The sequence below is a fragment of the Streptomyces sp. NPDC041713 genome (genome assembly GCF_055591085.1).
On sequence record NZ_JBVIZY010000012.1, the window covers coordinates 29,814 to 44,854 of the forward strand.

Here is a 15,041-nt window from a genome sequence, read left to right on the forward strand (position 1 = left end):
GTGTCCCCCACCTACGACGTGATCGTGATCGGCCTCGGCGGCATGGGCAGCGCCGCCGCCCACCACCTCTCCGCGCGCGGCGTGCGCGTCCTCGGCCTGGAGAAGTTCGGGCCGGTGCACAACCGCGGCTCCAGCCACGGCGGTTCGCGCATCACCCGGCAGTCCTACTTCGAGGACCCCGCGTACGTACCGCTGCTGCTGCGCACCTACGAGCTCTACGACCGCCTCGAACGCGACACCGGCCGTGACGTCGCGACCCTGTGCGGCGGCGTGATGCTCGGCCGCCCCGACAGCCGCACGGTCTCCGGCTCCCGGCTCTCCGCCGAGCAGTGGGACCTGCCGCACGAGATGCTCGACGCCGCGGAGATTCGCCGCCGCTTCCCCACCCTCACCCCGCGCGACGACGAGGTAGCCCTGTACGAGGCGCGGGCGGGCTTCGTGCGCCCCGAGAACACCGTGGCCGCCCACCTCCAACTGGCCACGCGGCAGGGCGCCGACCTGCACTTCGAGGAGCCGATGACGCGGTGGGAGCCGTACCGGGACGGCGTGCGCGTGCACACCGCGGAGAACACCTACACGGCCGGACAACTGGTGATCTGCCCCGGCGCGTGGGCGCCCGCCCTGCTGACCGACCTGGGCGTGCCGTTCACCGTCGAACGCCAGGTCATGTACTGGTTCCGGCCCACCGGCGACGAGCAGCGCTTCCGCGCGGAGCACCATCCGATCTACATCTGGGAGGACACGGAGGGCGTCCAGGTGTACGGCTTCCCCGCCCTCGACGGGCCGGGCCTCGGCGCGAAGGTCGCCTTCTTCCGCAAGGGCACCCCCTGCACGCCGGAGACCATCGAGCGGACCGTCCACGACCACGAGGTCGCGGCGATGGCCGAGCAGGTGGGGCGGCTGATCCCGGACCTTCCCGGGCGCTTCCTCAAGGCCGCCACCTGCATGTACTCCAACAGCCCGGACGAGCACTTCGTCATCGCCCGCCATCCGGCGCACCCCGGCTCCGTCACCGTCGCGGCCGGCTTCTCCGGGCACGGCTTCAAGTTCGTGCCCGTGGTCGGCGAGATCCTCGCCGACCTGGCCCTGGACGGAGCCACCGGGCACCCCATCGAGCTCTTCGACCCCAGCCGCCTCGCCGCCGCGCCCGCCTGAGGGACACGAGACCCGCACGAGGAGTACGAGAACCGTGACGACGACCCCCTTGCCGCCGAGTCTCATCGCGACCCTCCCCGGCCGCTACTACACCGACCCGGAGATCTTCCGGCAGGAGCAGGAACGCGTCTTCGAGGCGCTCTGGTTCTGCGCGGTGCGCTCCGCCGACCTCGACAGGCCCGGCGCCTTCCGCACGGTGCAGGTGGGCCGGGAGAGCGTGCTCGTCACCCGCTCCCGCACCGGCGAGCTGCGCGCCTTCCTCAACGTGTGCCGCCACCGCGGCGCCCGGCTGTGCACCGAGGAGTCCGGTCAGGTGCGCCGCGCCCTGCAATGCCCGTACCACGCCTGGACGTACGACCTGGACGGCAGGCTGATCGCCGCACCCAACCTGGTGAAGATGCCGGACGTGGACCGCGCCGCCTACGGTCTGGTGACGGTGGCCCTGCGGGAGTGGCTCGGCTACGCCTGGGTGTGTCTGGCCGACGAGCCGCCCTCCTTCGAGGAGACCGTCATCGGCGCGGCGGTCGAACGGCTCGGCGACGCGGCGTCCATCGAGCGGTACGGCACCGAGCGGCTCGCGCTCGGCAAGCGCGTCACCTACGACGTGCGGGCCAACTGGAAGCTGATCGTCGAGAACTTCATGGAGTGCTACCACTGCGCGACCATCCACCCCGAACTGACCGATGTCCTGCCGGAGTTCGCGGACGGGTTCGCCGCGCAGTACTACGTGGGGCACGGCGCCGCGTTCGGCGAGGAGGTCGGCGGGTTCACCGTCGACGGCGGCGCGGGCTTCGAGCGGCTGCCCGGCGTCTCCGGCGACCAGGATCGCCGCTACTACGCGATCACCGTGAAGCCGACGGTGTTCGTCAACCTCGTCCCCGACCACGTGATCCTGCACCGCATGTTCCCGCTGGCCGAGGACCGCACGGTCGTCGAGTGCGACTGGCTGTACGCACCCGACGTCGTCGCGTCCGGCGCCGACCTGACGCACTCCGTGGAACTCTTCCACCGGGTCAACGCGCAGGACTTCGCGGCCTGCGAGCGCACCCAGCCCGCGATGGCGTCACGCGCCTACCGCGCGGGCGGGGTGCTCGTGCCGACCGAGCACCACATCGGGCTCTTCCACGAGTGGCTGACGAAACGGCTCACTACGTAGTGGACGCCTTCGGGTCCGGGGCCGGGGTGCTCGCCTGCGCGGGGGTCGCCTGCGCGGGGACCACGGGTGCGGCAGCCGTCGGCCGCTTGTACATCCGCGTCGCGGTGATCTCGCCGTGCACCGTCTCGCCGGCCGGGTCGTCGGGGTCTCGCTGCGGCAGGCCCGGGCGCAGGTGCTCCTCGACGCTGATGTACTTCAGGCCCGCCCGCAGGTCCGCGTCATTCCGCAACCGGATGACCAGCGGGAACTCGGCGAGCGCCGTGGTGTCGAACAGCCCGGTCGTGTAGAGCAGCTGCACGCCGAGCGCGTCCGAGACGGCCCGCTGGAGCTCCAGGAGGTACGTCGCGTTGGCGCGGCCGATGGGGTTGTCCAGGAAGAGCGTGCCGGCGTGCCGGTGCTTGTCGCGGCCCCGGTCGTTGCTGCGCAGCGCGGCCATCGTGCAGTACAGGGCGATGGCCGCGGTGAGCAGCTGGCCGCCGGAGAAGACGTCGCCCATCTGTCCGACGGGGACGCGCTCGGCGCGCAGCACGGCGTCCGGCTTGAGGATCTCGACGGCGACGCCGCGCGGCTCCAGGGCGGCCTGCACGCCGCGCAGCAGCAGGGACATGCCGTCGCGCCGCATGTCGGAGTTCTTCTTGACGGCGGCGCGGGTGGCCTCGTCGATGACCTCGCCGAGCCGCTCGACGAGCGTGGCCTGGTCGGGCTCCTCGAAGCGGACCCGCAGGAACTCCTGGCCCGACCACTCGCCGAGCCCCTCGGGCAGCCGGGAGAGGCGCTGGGCGGACCGCAGGGTCGCGAGCGCGGACTCCACGAGGCCGCGCAGACGGTCGACGATGGAGTCGCGGTTGCGCTCCAGCTGCTCCAACTCGTCGGTCAGGACGCGCAGTCGGGGCGCGAAGGCGTCGGCCCACTTCTTGGCGTGCTCGGGCAGCGCCGAGGCGGGCAGCTCGCGGATCTGCTGCCGGGCGGGGGTGCGCACCTGCTCGTACCGGGTCGAGTTCGCGTGGCGCACGAGGATGTCGCTCGCCTCGCGGACGGCGGACTCGGCGGTCGACAGGTCGGCGGCGCACCCGCGCAGCGAGCGGCGGGCCTCCGCGGCGGCCTGGCGGGCCTCCTCGATGGACCCCGGGTAGCTCTCGGGGGCCTCTTCGGCGTCCTCCTCCTGGTGTTCGCGCAACAGGTCGCGGAGGAGGGCGGCGGTCTCGTCGAAGCCGCCGGCCGCGTCCTCGGTGACGCGGTGGGCGTGCAGCAGGGCGGCGTGCGCCTCCTTGGCGCGGCTCAACGCCTCGGTGTGCGCGGCCAGTTCGCCGGTGGCGGTGCGCAGCAGTGCCTGGGCCTGCTCGGCGTCGGCGGGGACGAGCTCCTCGGGGAGCTCGGTGTGGGCGTCGCCGTCCTCGGGGGCGTGCCGCTCGGCCTCGCCGCGCAGCCGGCCGAGCTGCTCGCTGGCGGTGGCCGCGCGAGCCTCGATCAGCTGGACCTGGGCCTCCGCGCGCGCGGCGGCGGCCTGCCGGGAGGGCCCGTCGGAGCCGTCGGTGCCTTCGAGGAGGAGGGCCGCGCGGGTGCGGACCTTGTTGCTGAGCCGGTCGAGCTCGGCGAGTGCGGCGCTCTCGTCGCTCTCGGCGCGGGCCTGCTCGGCGCGCAGGTCGGCGCCGACGCCCACCTTCTCGTAGAGCTGGGAGGCCGCGCGGTAGGCCTCGCGCAGGGCGGGCAGGGACGTCTTCGGGGCATCGCTGTCGTCCGGCACGTCCTCGGGGGCGCCGGCGATCTCGGCGCGCTCGGCGCGCAGCGCGCGGGCGGTGCGGCGGGCGTCGTCGGCGGTGCGCTGGGCGGCGCGGCGGTCCTCGTCGGCGGCGCGGGCGCGGTCCAGGCAGGTCTGGGCACGGGCCTCGGACTCGACGGCGTCGTCGGCCAGTTCGCGCAGCTTGGCCTGCCAGCCGGCCCGCTCGCGGAGGCGGAACGCGAGGCCCGCGAGGGCGTCGGCGGCACGCCGGGCACGCTGGGCGGCCTCCTGGCGTTCGTCACGCACGCGTGCCGCCTCGGCCGCCGCCTCGTCGGCCTCGGCGCGCGCGGTGCGGGCCTCGGCGAGCTCGGCCTCGGCCTCCTCGGCGAAGGCGCGCGCGTCGTGTGCCGCGGTGGCGAGCTCGGCGAGGCGGCCGCTCGGGCAGCCGGCCCGCCAGGAGGCCAGGCGCGCGGCGAGCTCGCGGTCCTTGCCGAGCCGTACGGCGAGCGCCCGGATCTCCTCGTCGCGCCGCGCGGCCCGGGCGCGCAGCGCCTGCCGCTCCTCGTCGGCGGCGTGCTCGTCGTGCATGGCCGGGTTCGGCGGTACGAGGAAGACGCCGCTGTCGGCCGTCCGCTCGCCCGGCGTGGGGGCGAGGAGGGCGGCGGCGGTCCCGACGGCGACGGCGGAGCGGGGCAGCAGCGCGGCGTCGGCGAGGGCCTCACGGGCACGTGCGTGGGTGTCCGGGTCGGTGATGACGACGCCGTCGACCAGCTCAGGGCGGGCGGCGAGCACGCGCGCGTGGTCGGCGGGGTCGACGGCCTGCGCGAGGTAGCGCCAGCCGGGCAGCGCGGGGATGCCGTGTTCGCCGAGGAACTCGACGGTGGCGAGGACGTCGGGGCCGGGCGGCAGCAGCCCGCCGTCGCCGAGGGCGCCGAGGATGCGGGAGTCGTCGGCGGCCGCGGTGCGCAGGTCGAAGAGCTGCCGTTCGGCGGAGGCGACGCCCTCGTCGAGGAGCGCGCGCAGGTCATCGGCGGACCGGTCGAGCTCCGCCACGGAGAGGGCGCCGTCCGTACCGCCGGTGTCGTCGGCGTCGGCGTGGGTCTCGGCAGGGGCGGCGGGGTCGGCGCCGCGGCGGGGATGCGGCACCCCGCCGTCCTCGGTGGGCAGGCTCAGGAGTTCGGCGAGCCGTTGGTTCTGGGCGAGGGACGCGGCAGCGCGGCGCTCGGCGTCGTGGGCGGTCTCGGCGGCGGTCGCGGCGTCCGACGCGCGGGCCGCGGTCAGTTCGGCGCGGGCCTCGGCGGCGGCCGTCTCCTTGGCGTGGTCGGCGGCGCGGCGGGCGGCCTCGCGGGCGGTGTCCCAGGCGGCGACGGTGGTCTTCTCGGCGTCGCTCGCGGCGAGCGCGGCGCGGGCCGGGTCGGCGTCGGGTGCGGTGTCGTCGAGCCAGCCCGCGCGGACGGCTTCCGCGGTCTCCTGCTCGACCTCGGAGAGGCGTTGCTTGAGGTGTCCCGCCTCGCTGCGGGCGCGCTGTGCCTCGGTGGCGGCGGCGGTCGCGTCACGGTGCGCGGTCTCGCCGGTCTCCTGGAGGACGGCGGAGCGCTCCTCCTCTTCGTTGGCGTGGTTCTCGGCGCCTTCGGCCGCGGTGTGCAGGGCGCGGACGAGGTCGGACGCGGCCTTCGCGCGGGCGGCGAGGGCGGGCGCCGCGTCGCGCTCGGCCTCCCGGATCGCGACGGCCACCCGCGCGGAGCGGTCCGCGGCCGCGCGGTGCCGCAGGACGGCTTCGGCGGCCTGCCAGGCGGAGTGCAGGGTGCGCGCGTCGGCGAGCTCGCGGCGCAGCGCGGCGGCGGACTTCTCCGCGACGGTGAGCGCCAGCGAGGCGTGCCGGTAGGCCAGTTCGGCGGAGATCAGGGCGCTTCTGCCGCGCGCCTGCTCGGCCTCGGTGACGGTGTGCGCGGCGGCGGTGACCTGCTCGGCGAGTTCGGCGGCGCGGCCGCGCTCCTCGACGGCGCGGGCGGAGAGCCGGCGGGCCAGGGTCCGGGTGCGGCGCTCGGCGCCCGCGTGCACGTCACGCGCGCGTGCCCGGGCGTCGGCGGCGTCGACGATGCGGCCGAGCAGGTCGACGGAGCCCGCGGTGAAGTCCCGCTCGGCCATCAGTTCGGCGCGGCGGCCCAGCTTGTTGCCGAAGCCGTGGACGAGGTCGGCGAGGCCGTCCGTGTCGCGGGTGTCGGTGACGGCGCGCAGCAGCAGGTCGGTGAAGTCGGAGTCCTTCTTGACGGCGAAGAGTCCCGCGGCCTCGCCTTCGTCGGCGTTCATCTCGCGCTGGTAGCGGAAGAGTTCGGGGTCGAGGCCGAGGTCGCCGAGGTGTTCGTTCCAGCGGTCGTGGATCTCTTCCCAGTGCACCTCGAGGTGCGGGTAGGCCTTGACCGCCTCGGTCATGGCGTCGCGGAACCCCTTCATGGTGCGGCGGCGCCCCTGCGCGCCGGACGCCCCCTCCGCCGAGGGCCGCACGGCGGTGGACTCGGCGACGGGCAGCGAGTCCAGGCTCATGCCGGGCCCGGGCCGGAAGGAGTACCAGGCCTCGGCGAACTTCCGCGGGTCGTTGGAGACCTGGCGTCCGCGCCACTCGCTGACCTTGCCGACGACGACGCACTCGCCGGTCAGGGTGTGCTGCCACTCCAGGGCGACGTGCCCGCAGTCGTCGGCGAGCAGGAACTTGCGCAGCACGCCGGAGCTGGCGCCGCCGAGGGTGTTGCGGTGGCCCGGCAGCATCACCGAGAAGATCAGCTTGAGCAGGACGGACTTGCCGCCGCCGTTCTCCAGGAAGAGCACGCCCGCGGGGGCCGGGCGGCGCGGCGGGCCGACCGGTTCGTCCGCGAAGAACTCCGCCTGGGTGGGCGCGGGGTCGGGCACCTCGGCGCCGACGCCGCGCAGGTCGAGCACGGTGTCGGCGTAGCGCGCGCCGGCGGGGCCGATGGAGTAGAGGCGGACCCGGGACAGCTCGTACATGGCGGCGGACTCTCGTCGTAAGTCGTGCGGAACGGCAGGAAGTTCAGGGAGGCGGGGCGGGCGACCCGAGGGCCGGTGCGGGGCGGTGTCAGGAGTGGAAGGGCAGCCCCGCGTCGGCGGCCAGCTCCAGGTCGTCGGGGTCTTCGGGCGGCAGCAGGGTGGCCGAGCCGTCGGTGACCGGGACGACGCCGAGCTCCAGGAGCTCCGCCATGGCCGCGCTGCCCGCCATGTCGCGGACCTGGAGCTGGTAGCGGGCCGTCGTGCGGTACGTGCCTCCGGAGTCGTCCCCGGTGCGCTGCAGGAAGCCGGAGTCGGTGAGGAAGGCGACGGCCTTGGCGACGATGCCGGTGGTGGATCCGGCGAGCCGGCGGGCGTCCTTGGTGGCGCCGGTGGAGCTGCGGCGCGCCCAGATCCGCCAGGCGGCCTCCAGGCCGGGGGCGTCGGTGGCGGGGTCGGTGTTCTCGCCGAGCTCCTCGGCGCGCTCCTCCAGGCGGTGGCAGGCCTGGCGCACGAAGGCGTCCACTCCATTGACCGTGACGCGGCCGATGTAGCCGTCGTCGGCGAGGTCCTCGGGGCGCGGGAACGCCATGGCGGCGACGGCGAGGTGGGCGAGGCCGTGCAGGAAGCGGTCGGTGGAGTCGGTCGCGGCCCGGCGGGCGTAGTCGCCCATGCGGACGGCGAAGACGGAGCCTTCCTCGGCGGTCACGGCCATCCCCGTGCGCGGGGACACCTCCAGGACGACGAGCCCGAGGCCGGTGGCGACGGCGTCGGCGAGCCGGGCGAAGGGCGGGTCCTCGCGGTAGCGGCGGAGCAGCTCGGCGTACTCCTGGTCGCGGGCGGGCTGGAGCTTGGGCTGCAGGCCGAAGGAGACGAGCCGCGCGGCGTCGGCGGCGTCGGCCGGGGTGACGGGCGCGGGGGCGGCGGGCGCCGCCGTGGTGTCCGGCTCGCCCCACGCGGCGTGCTCTGCGGGGTGGTCGGTCACGGCGTGTGCTCCTTGTGGGGGTGGTGCTGCGGGTGGGGGTGGTGCGGCGGCGGGTGGGGGCCGGGGCGGCTCGTGAGGGTACCGGTCATGGTCAGGCCGCCTCCGTCCGGTCGGCCGCCATGCCGGCGGCGTCCAGGAGTGCGGTACCGACGATGAGGTCGGCGCCACCGAACTCGTCGTCGTCGAGCTGGGTTCCGTCGTCCACGGCGAAGAGCAGCTTCTCCTCGCCCTGGCGGTAGGCGGTGCCGACCGGCGGGCTGGCGGCGTGCACGGCCAACAGGGCGACGAGGTAGGGCAGTTCGGGGTCGCGGCGGCGGGCGTCGGCGAGGAGCCCGGAGAGCCGGCGCGGCGCGTCGGCGGGCAGGTCGAGCAGTTGCATGGCGCTCGCGAGCTGTTCCTCGCTGAAGCGGCTGTCGTCCGGGGTGGCGATGAGGTCGGGCTCGGGCATCTCCGCGCCGAGGTGTTCGCGCTCCTGGGGCGGCGTGAGCAGTATGTCGACGAGGTCACCCACGCGTACGGAGACGGGGGCGCGCAGTCCGGTCCCGCGCGCGAAGAAGGCATCCGTCACGCGGGTCGCCTGCTCGGCGGGGAGCGGCAGGAGGGGGGCGACCAGCTGTCCGTAGAGGTCGAGGCCGGTGCGCGCGGTGGGGGCCGCGAAGGCCTGCCGGTCCTGTTCGGCGCGGAACAGCGGGCCCGCTTCGAGGAGCCGGGACTGCAGCTGCGTGTGGCGCCGGATGCAGTCCTTGACGATGTCGACCAGCTCGGCGGCGCGGCGCTTCTGCTCGGGGTCCTCGGATTCGTCGCGCGCCTTGCGGATGTTGGTCAGGATGGCGTTCTCGTGGCGGTAGCGGTCGGCCACGTGGTCGAGCGCTTCCGCGATCATGTCGGGGACGGCCCGGAGCCAGTCCACCGCGCGGACGTTGCGCCGGGTGGCGTCGAGGGCCTTGCGGAGGGTTTCCGAGTACTGCACGGTGCGGTAGCGCGCCTGCTCGGCGGCGAGCTGGGCGTCGGCGAGCCTGCCGCGGCTGATCAGGACCTCCAGCTTCACCTCGGCGGCGATCTGGGCGCTGGTGACGTCGGTGTCGAGGGCGCCGACCAGGACGTTGACCGCTTCGTCGGTCGTGCGCAGGTAGACACTGCCGCCGTAGCCGGGGACCTCTTCGAGGAGCTTGAAGTCGTAGTCCCTGCGGACATAGGTGCCGTCGGTCGCGAAGGTGCCGTACACCGCGCGGAAGCCGCGGTCGACGCTGCCGACGTTGATCAGGTTCTCCAGGACCCAGCGGGCCACCCGCTCGTGCTCGCCGGCCGGGCGGTGCGGGGCCTGGGCGGCGACGCGCGGGAGCAGCCGGGAGACGATCTGGTCGTGGTCGGCGCCGGTGTCGAAGTCCATGGTGAGCGTGACGAGGTCGATGGCGGACAGGGCCACTTCCGCCATCGCGTACACCGAGTACTCGCCGGCGAGGTTGGCCTTGCGCACGTCCAGGTCGTGCAGCGGAGCCGTGCAGGCCAGGGCGCGCAGGCGGCGCGCCAGGCCCTCGTCGGCGGCCGGGCCCGGAGCGGGCCGCGGTCCCGCGCTGAGCTGGGGCGGAGCAGTGTCCGTAACGGCAGGCGAAGTCACGGTGCACAGACTAGGTCCTCGGTCTGACAACGGTCGAAACGGCGCAGAAGCGACCGGCTCAGCCGCCCGCGCCGACGCGCCGCCCGTACACCTCGACGAGGCCGTCGAGGGAGTCCTCCAGGTAGTCGGCGAGCAGCCGTTCGGCCTTCCCGGCGTCCCCCGAGCGCAGGGCGGCGAGGATCTGCTTGTTGCGTTCGAGGTAGGGCTCGTGGAGCCGGCGCGGGTCGTCCACCACGTGGAAGGCCAGGCGCAGTTCGGCGAGGACGCTGCGCATGAGCTCGTCGGTGCGGGCGCTCCCGGCGAGGGCGACGAGCTCCCGGTGGAAGTGGATGTTGGCGGTGGAGACGCCCCGCCACCGCTTGTCGCCGGCCGCGCGCACGCCCTCGGCGACGGCGTCGGCCACGGCGTCCAGGGCGTACGGCGGCTCTCCGAGGCCGCGGACGACCGCGCACTCCACGAGGCGCCGGGTGCGGTAGATGTCCCGTACGTCCTCGACCGTGAGGACCCGTACGAAGACGCCGCGGTTGAGCTGGTGCTCCAGGAGCCGTTCGTGGGTGAGCAGCCGGAAGGCCTCCCGCAGGGTGTTGCGCGAGACACCGAGGGCGCCGCCGATGCTGTCCTCGGAGAGCCGGGTCCCCGGCGGGAAGAAGCCCTCGGCGATACGGGTCCGCAGGATGTCCGAGACCCGCTCGGCGGTGCTGGTGCGCCCCAGGAGCGCACGGTCGTCGGCCAGTCCGCTCACGTCAGCCATCGCCTCAGCCATGCCCGGATTCAATCGCAGAGCGAAGAACGAAACAACACGGGTATTGAGGGATCGTTCAACGATCCTCTACCTTGTCGGGCACGGCTCCCCCCGGCGGTTCCCCGAACCGCAGGCTCCAGCACCCCCGTCCCCCCTCTGCGAGGTGCCCATGAGCACGACCCCGCCACCCCGGACCGCTCCGGCAGGACCCCATCCCACGCCCGGGGACAAACCTGAAATACCCGACGACAGCGGCGCGTTCGGCTGGCTGCGCGCCCTCGGCCCACGCGGCCGCCGTGCTTTCGCGGGCGCCTTCGGGGGCTATGCCCTCGACTCCTACGACTACTTCACGCTGCCGCTGAGCATGGTGGCGCTCTCCGCGTACTTCGGCCTGGACAGCGGGCAGACCGGGCTCTTCACCACCGTCACGCTGGTCGTCTCCGCCGTGGGCGGGGCCATCGCGGGCGTGGTCGCCGACCGGATCGGCCGCGTCAAGGCGCTGATGATCACCGTCGTCACGTACGCGATCTTCACCGTCGCCTGCGGCTTCGCGCCCAACTACGAGACGCTGCTGCTCTTCCGCGCCCTCCAGGGGCTCGGGTTCGGCGGTGAGTGGGCGGTCGGGGCGATCCTCGTCGCCGAGTACGCCACGGCCAGGAACCGGGGCCGCACACTGGGCGCGATCCAGAGCTCCTGGGCGGTGGGCTGGGGCCTCGCGGTCGTCGTCTACACGCTGGTCTTCCAGTTCCTCGACGACGACGTGGCCTGGCGCGTGATGTTCTGGACGGGCGCGCTGCCCGCCCTCCTGGTGATCTACGTGCGGCGCAACGTGCACGACGCCCCGGAGGCCGCCGAGGAGCGCCGCAAGAGCTCCCACAAGGGGTCGTTCACGGCCATCTTCAAGCCGGGGCTGCTGCGCGTCACGCTCTTCGCGGTGCTCCTGTCCACGGGTGTGCAGGGCGGGTACTACACGCTGGCCACCTGGGTGCCGACCTACCTCAAGGAGGACCGGGGCCTGACCGTCGTCGGCACCGGCGGCTATCTGACCTTCCTCATCTCGGGCGCCTTCATCGGCTATCTGACCGGCGGCTACCTCACCGACAAGCTCGGCCGCAAACGGAACATCACGCTCTTCGCGGTCTTCTCCGCGGCCAGTGTCCTCGCGTACACCAACATCCCGGACGACGCCGACGGCCTTCTCCTTGTGCTCGGTTTCCCGCTGGGCTTCTGCATGTCGGCGATCTTCAGCGGGTTCGGTTCGTTCCTCAGCGAGCTCTACCCGGCCGCCGTGCGCGGTACGGGGCAGGGCTTCACGTACAACACCGGCCGCGCGGTCGGCGCGGTCTTCCCCACCTTGGTCGGCTTCCTCGCCGACAGCTGGGGCGTCGGCGGCGCGCTCGTCTTCGGAGCGGTCGGTTACGGCCTCGCCGTCGTGGCGCTCCTCGGCCTGCCCGAGACACGGGGGAGGGAACTCCTGTGACCGCTCCGGTGAGCCATGCCGCCAAGGACGCCCGCGCGGCGTTCCGTTCGGGCGAGACGGGCCCCACCGCCGGCCGGGCGGCGGGCTTCACGCAGGCCAACCTCATCTCCGTCCCCGCCGACTGGGCGTACGAGATGCTGCTGTTCTGCCAGCGCAACCCGAAGCCCTGCCCGGTGCTCGACGTCACGGACGCGGGCGCGTGGACCACCCCGCTCGCCCCGGACGCCGACCTGCGCACGGACCTGCCGCTGTACCGCGTGTGGGAGGGCGGCGAGCTCGCCGACGAACCCACGGACGTCGTCGGCCGCTGGCGCGAGGACCTGGTGACGTTCCTCCTCGGCTGCAGCTTCACCTTCGAGTGGGCGCTCGCCGCCGCCGGGGTCCCGCTGCGCCACATCGAGCAGGGCCGCAACGTCCCGATGTACGTGACCACGCGCCCCTGCCGTCCCGCGGGCCGGCTGCACGGCCCCATGGTTGTCTCGATGCGCCCCGTACCGCCCCGCCATCTCGCCGACGCCATCAAGGAGAGCGCCCTGATGCCGGCGGTGCACGGCAGCCCGGTGCACTGCGGCCACCCCGGGGGCCTCGGCGTCGAGGACCTGGACCACCCCGACTTCGGCGACCCGGTGGCCGCCGGACCGGACGACATCCCGGTGTTCTGGGCGTGCGGGGTGACGCCGCAGGCCGCGGTCATGGCGTCGCGGCCGCCGTTCGCCATCACGCACGCGCCGGGCCGGATGTTCGTCACCGACGCCCGGGACGACCAGTACCGCGTGGCGTGAGTCCGCCGACAACTCCTGGAGACCTCCGTACATGAGCACCACCTCGATCGACCTCAACGCCGACCTCGGCGAGGGCTTCGGCCGCTGGCACCTGACCGACGACGACGCACTGTTGTCCGTCGTCACCAGCGCCAACGTGGCGTGCGGGTTCCACGCCGGTGACCCGGTCACCATGCGCCGGGTGTGCGACCTCGCCGCCGAGCGCGGGGTGCGGATCGGGGCGCAGGTCTCCTACCGCGATCTGGCGGGGTTCGGGCGGCGCGCCATGGACGTGCCGGCCGCGGAGCTGGCCGCCGAAGTGGCGTACCAGATCGGCGCCTTGGAGGTGTTCGCGCGGGCGGCCGGTACGCGCGTGTCGTACGTGAAGCCGCACGGCGCGCTGTACAACCGCGTCGTCCACGACGAGGAGCAGGCCCGCGCGGTCGTCGACGGCGTGCTCCTCGCCGACGCCTCGCTGCCCCTCCTGGGGCTTCCCGGATCGCGCCTCCTGGAGCGTGCGGATAAGGCCGGACTGCCGGTCGTCACCGAGGCGTTCGCGGACCGCGCCTACACCGACGCGGGCACTCTGGTTCCCCGGACCGCCCCAGGAGCGGTCGTCACGGAGGCGGACCGCGTCGTCGCGCGGTCGGTCGGCATGGCCAGGTCCGGCCGCGTCACCTCGCACGGCGGCCGCGAGATCGCCGTCCGCGCGCGCTCGCTGTGCCTGCACGGCGACACCCCGGGGGCCGTGGGCCTGGCCCGCCGGGTGCGGGCCGCACTGGAGTCGGCGGGCGTGCGGGTGGAGGCCTTCGCATGAGGGCCCTGCCGGTCGGCGACCGCGCCCTGCTCGTCGAACTCGCCGACGGAACCGAGGCCCAGGCCCTGCACGCCGAACTGCTCCGCCGACGCGCGGCCGGCTCGCTGCGGGTACGGGAGATCGTCCCCGCCGCCCGCACGGTGCTCCTCGACGGCCTCGACGAGCCCGCCCGCGTCGGGGCGGAGCTGCCCGCCTGGGAGATCCCGCCGCTGCCCCCGCGCGCGGGCGCCGTCCTGGAGATCCCCGTGCGGTACGACGGGCCGGACCTGGCGGACGTGGCCGCGCACTGGGGCGTGCCCGTGGCGGAGGTGGCACGGATCCACGCGGCGGCCGCATTCCGGGTGGCCTTCTGCGGGTTCGCGCCCGGCTTCGGCTATCTGACCGGGCTTCCCGAGCGCTACGGGGTGCCGCGCCGGGCCACGCCCCGCACCGCCGTCCCGCAGGGCGGCGTCGCCCTGGCCGGACCGTACACGGGCGTCTACCCCCGCGCCTCCCCCGGCGGTTGGCAGCTGATCGGGTCGACGGACGCCGTGCTGTGGGACCCCGCGCGCGAACCCGCCGCGCCGCTCTCCCCCGGCGTACGCGTCCGCTTCGTCCCGGTCCCGCCGACGGGCGGACCGAAGACCCCGTCCGGCAGCCCGGGGACCTTGTTCGGCAGGCCGGAGACCCCTTCCGACCGGCAGGCCCCGTCGGCCGCCGCACCGGAGGCGCGATGACCGCCCGTGCCTTCGCCGTCGTGCGGTCCGGGGCGCTGACCACCGTGCAGGACCTCGGACGGCCCGGCCACGCCCATCTCGGGGTGCCGCGCTCGGGGGCCCTCGACCCGTCCACGCTGCGCCTGGCCAACCGGCTGGTCGGCAATCCGCCCGACGCCGCCGTCCTGGAGACCACGCTCGACGGCGTCGCCGTGCGCCCACGCCGCCCGGTGACCGTCGCGGTCCTCGGCGCGCCCTGCCCCGTGACCGTGGACGGCCGCCCCGGCCCCTGGGGAGCGCCGGTGTGCGTGCCCGCCGGAGCGCTCCTCGAAGTCGGCGCCGCGACCTCCGGAGTGCGGTGCTACGTCGCGTTCGACGGTGGCGTCGCCGTCGAACCGGTGCTCGGCAGCCGCTCCACGGACCTGCTGTCCGGACTCGGTCCGCCCCCGTTGGCGGACGGCGAGGTGCTGCCCCTGGGAACCCCGGGCGGCCCGCACGCGCGCGTGGACGCCGTCCCGCTCCCCGCGCCGCCGCACGAGCTGACGCTGCGGGTGACCTTCGGGCCGCGGTCCGACTGGTTCACTGCGGCGGCGCTGAAAACGCTCACCACGCGCGCGTACCGGGTGTCCGCGGCGAGCAACCGCATCGGCCTGCGCACCGAGGGCCCCGCCCTGGAGCGCGCGTTCCGGGGCGAACTGCCGAGCGAGGGAATGGTGCTGGGCGCCGTGCAGGTGCCGCCCGACGGCAGGCCCGTCGTCTTCCTCGCCGACCACCCCACCACCGGGGGCTACCCGGTGGTCGCGGTCGTCCGGGAGGCCGACCTGGCCGCGGCGGCCCAGGCGCGGCCGGGCACTCCGGTGCGCTTCGTCGGGGCCGGCCAGCGCTGACCCCGCGGCCGGCCGGACCAGGCCA

The 15,041-nt window shown here is 74.6% G+C and carries 11 protein-coding genes; 7 read left to right on the forward strand and 4 right to left on the reverse strand.

The annotated features are described in order from the left end of the window. Positions 1 to 1,155: an N-methyl-L-tryptophan oxidase gene (gene solA / locus ACZ6CV_RS29820; protein WP_469254009.1), complete on the forward strand. Its 1,155-nt coding sequence runs from the start codon at positions 1 to 3 to the stop codon at positions 1,153 to 1,155. A gap of 34 nt (positions 1,156 to 1,189) precedes the next feature. Then, positions 1,190 to 2,311 carry an aromatic ring-hydroxylating oxygenase subunit alpha gene (locus ACZ6CV_RS29825; RefSeq protein WP_469254011.1) on the forward strand — a complete coding sequence of 374 codons (1,122 nt, stop codon included), beginning with the start codon at positions 1,190 to 1,192 and terminating at the stop codon, positions 2,309 to 2,311. Here the strand turns inward: ACZ6CV_RS29825 and ACZ6CV_RS29830 are convergent. The 4 genes from ACZ6CV_RS29830 to ACZ6CV_RS29845 all read right to left on the reverse strand — a co-directional run bounded on the left by ACZ6CV_RS29830 (position 2,304) and on the right by ACZ6CV_RS29845 (position 10,397). Next, positions 2,304 to 7,034 carry a coiled-coil domain-containing protein gene (locus ACZ6CV_RS29830; RefSeq protein ID WP_469254013.1) on the reverse strand — a complete coding sequence of 1,577 codons (4,731 nt, stop codon included), beginning with the start codon at positions 7,032 to 7,034 and terminating at the stop codon, positions 2,304 to 2,306. The two genes, ACZ6CV_RS29825 and ACZ6CV_RS29830, sit on opposite strands and share 8 nt — an antisense overlap. An 88-nt stretch (positions 7,035 to 7,122) precedes the next feature. Continuing rightward, positions 7,123 to 8,016, reverse strand: coding sequence for a hypothetical protein (locus ACZ6CV_RS29835; protein ID WP_469254015.1), 894 nt, complete (start codon positions 8,014 to 8,016; stop codon positions 7,123 to 7,125). 91 nt (positions 8,017 to 8,107) lie between these two features. Continuing rightward, positions 8,108 to 9,634, reverse strand: a complete 1,527-nt coding sequence (locus ACZ6CV_RS29840; protein WP_469254016.1) for a hypothetical protein — start codon at positions 9,632 to 9,634, stop codon at positions 8,108 to 8,110. A gap of 58 nt (positions 9,635 to 9,692) precedes the next feature. Further along, positions 9,693 to 10,397, reverse strand: coding sequence for a GntR family transcriptional regulator (locus ACZ6CV_RS29845; RefSeq protein WP_362371820.1), 705 nt, complete (start codon positions 10,395 to 10,397; stop codon positions 9,693 to 9,695). A gap of 148 nt (positions 10,398 to 10,545) precedes the next feature. Between ACZ6CV_RS29845 and ACZ6CV_RS29850 the strand changes: the two genes are divergently transcribed. The 5 genes from ACZ6CV_RS29850 to ACZ6CV_RS29870 are packed head-to-tail and all read left to right on the forward strand — an operon-like array spanning position 10,546 to position 15,016. Beyond that, complete coding sequence (locus ACZ6CV_RS29850) at positions 10,546 to 11,856, forward strand: MFS transporter (RefSeq protein ID WP_469254018.1); 1,311 nt, start codon at positions 10,546 to 10,548, stop codon at positions 11,854 to 11,856. After that, positions 11,853 to 12,638, forward strand: a complete 786-nt coding sequence (locus tag ACZ6CV_RS29855; protein ID WP_469254020.1) for a putative hydro-lyase — start codon at positions 11,853 to 11,855, stop codon at positions 12,636 to 12,638. The genes ACZ6CV_RS29850 and ACZ6CV_RS29855 overlap by 4 nt, the downstream gene beginning before the upstream one ends. 31 nt (positions 12,639 to 12,669) lie before the next feature. Then, complete coding sequence (locus tag ACZ6CV_RS29860; RefSeq protein ID WP_469254021.1) at positions 12,670 to 13,434, forward strand: LamB/YcsF family protein; 765 nt, start codon at positions 12,670 to 12,672, stop codon at positions 13,432 to 13,434. Further along, positions 13,431 to 14,150 carry a 5-oxoprolinase subunit B family protein gene (locus tag ACZ6CV_RS29865; RefSeq protein WP_469254023.1) on the forward strand — a complete coding sequence of 240 codons (720 nt, stop codon included), beginning with the start codon at positions 13,431 to 13,433 and terminating at the stop codon, positions 14,148 to 14,150. The genes ACZ6CV_RS29860 and ACZ6CV_RS29865 overlap by 4 nt, the downstream gene beginning before the upstream one ends. Further along, entirely contained in the window at positions 14,147 to 15,016 is an 870-nt protein-coding gene (locus tag ACZ6CV_RS29870) for a 5-oxoprolinase subunit C family protein (protein WP_469254025.1), read from the forward strand. The genes ACZ6CV_RS29865 and ACZ6CV_RS29870 overlap by 4 nt, the downstream gene beginning before the upstream one ends. The last annotated feature ends 25 nt before the right edge of the window (positions 15,017 to 15,041 follow it).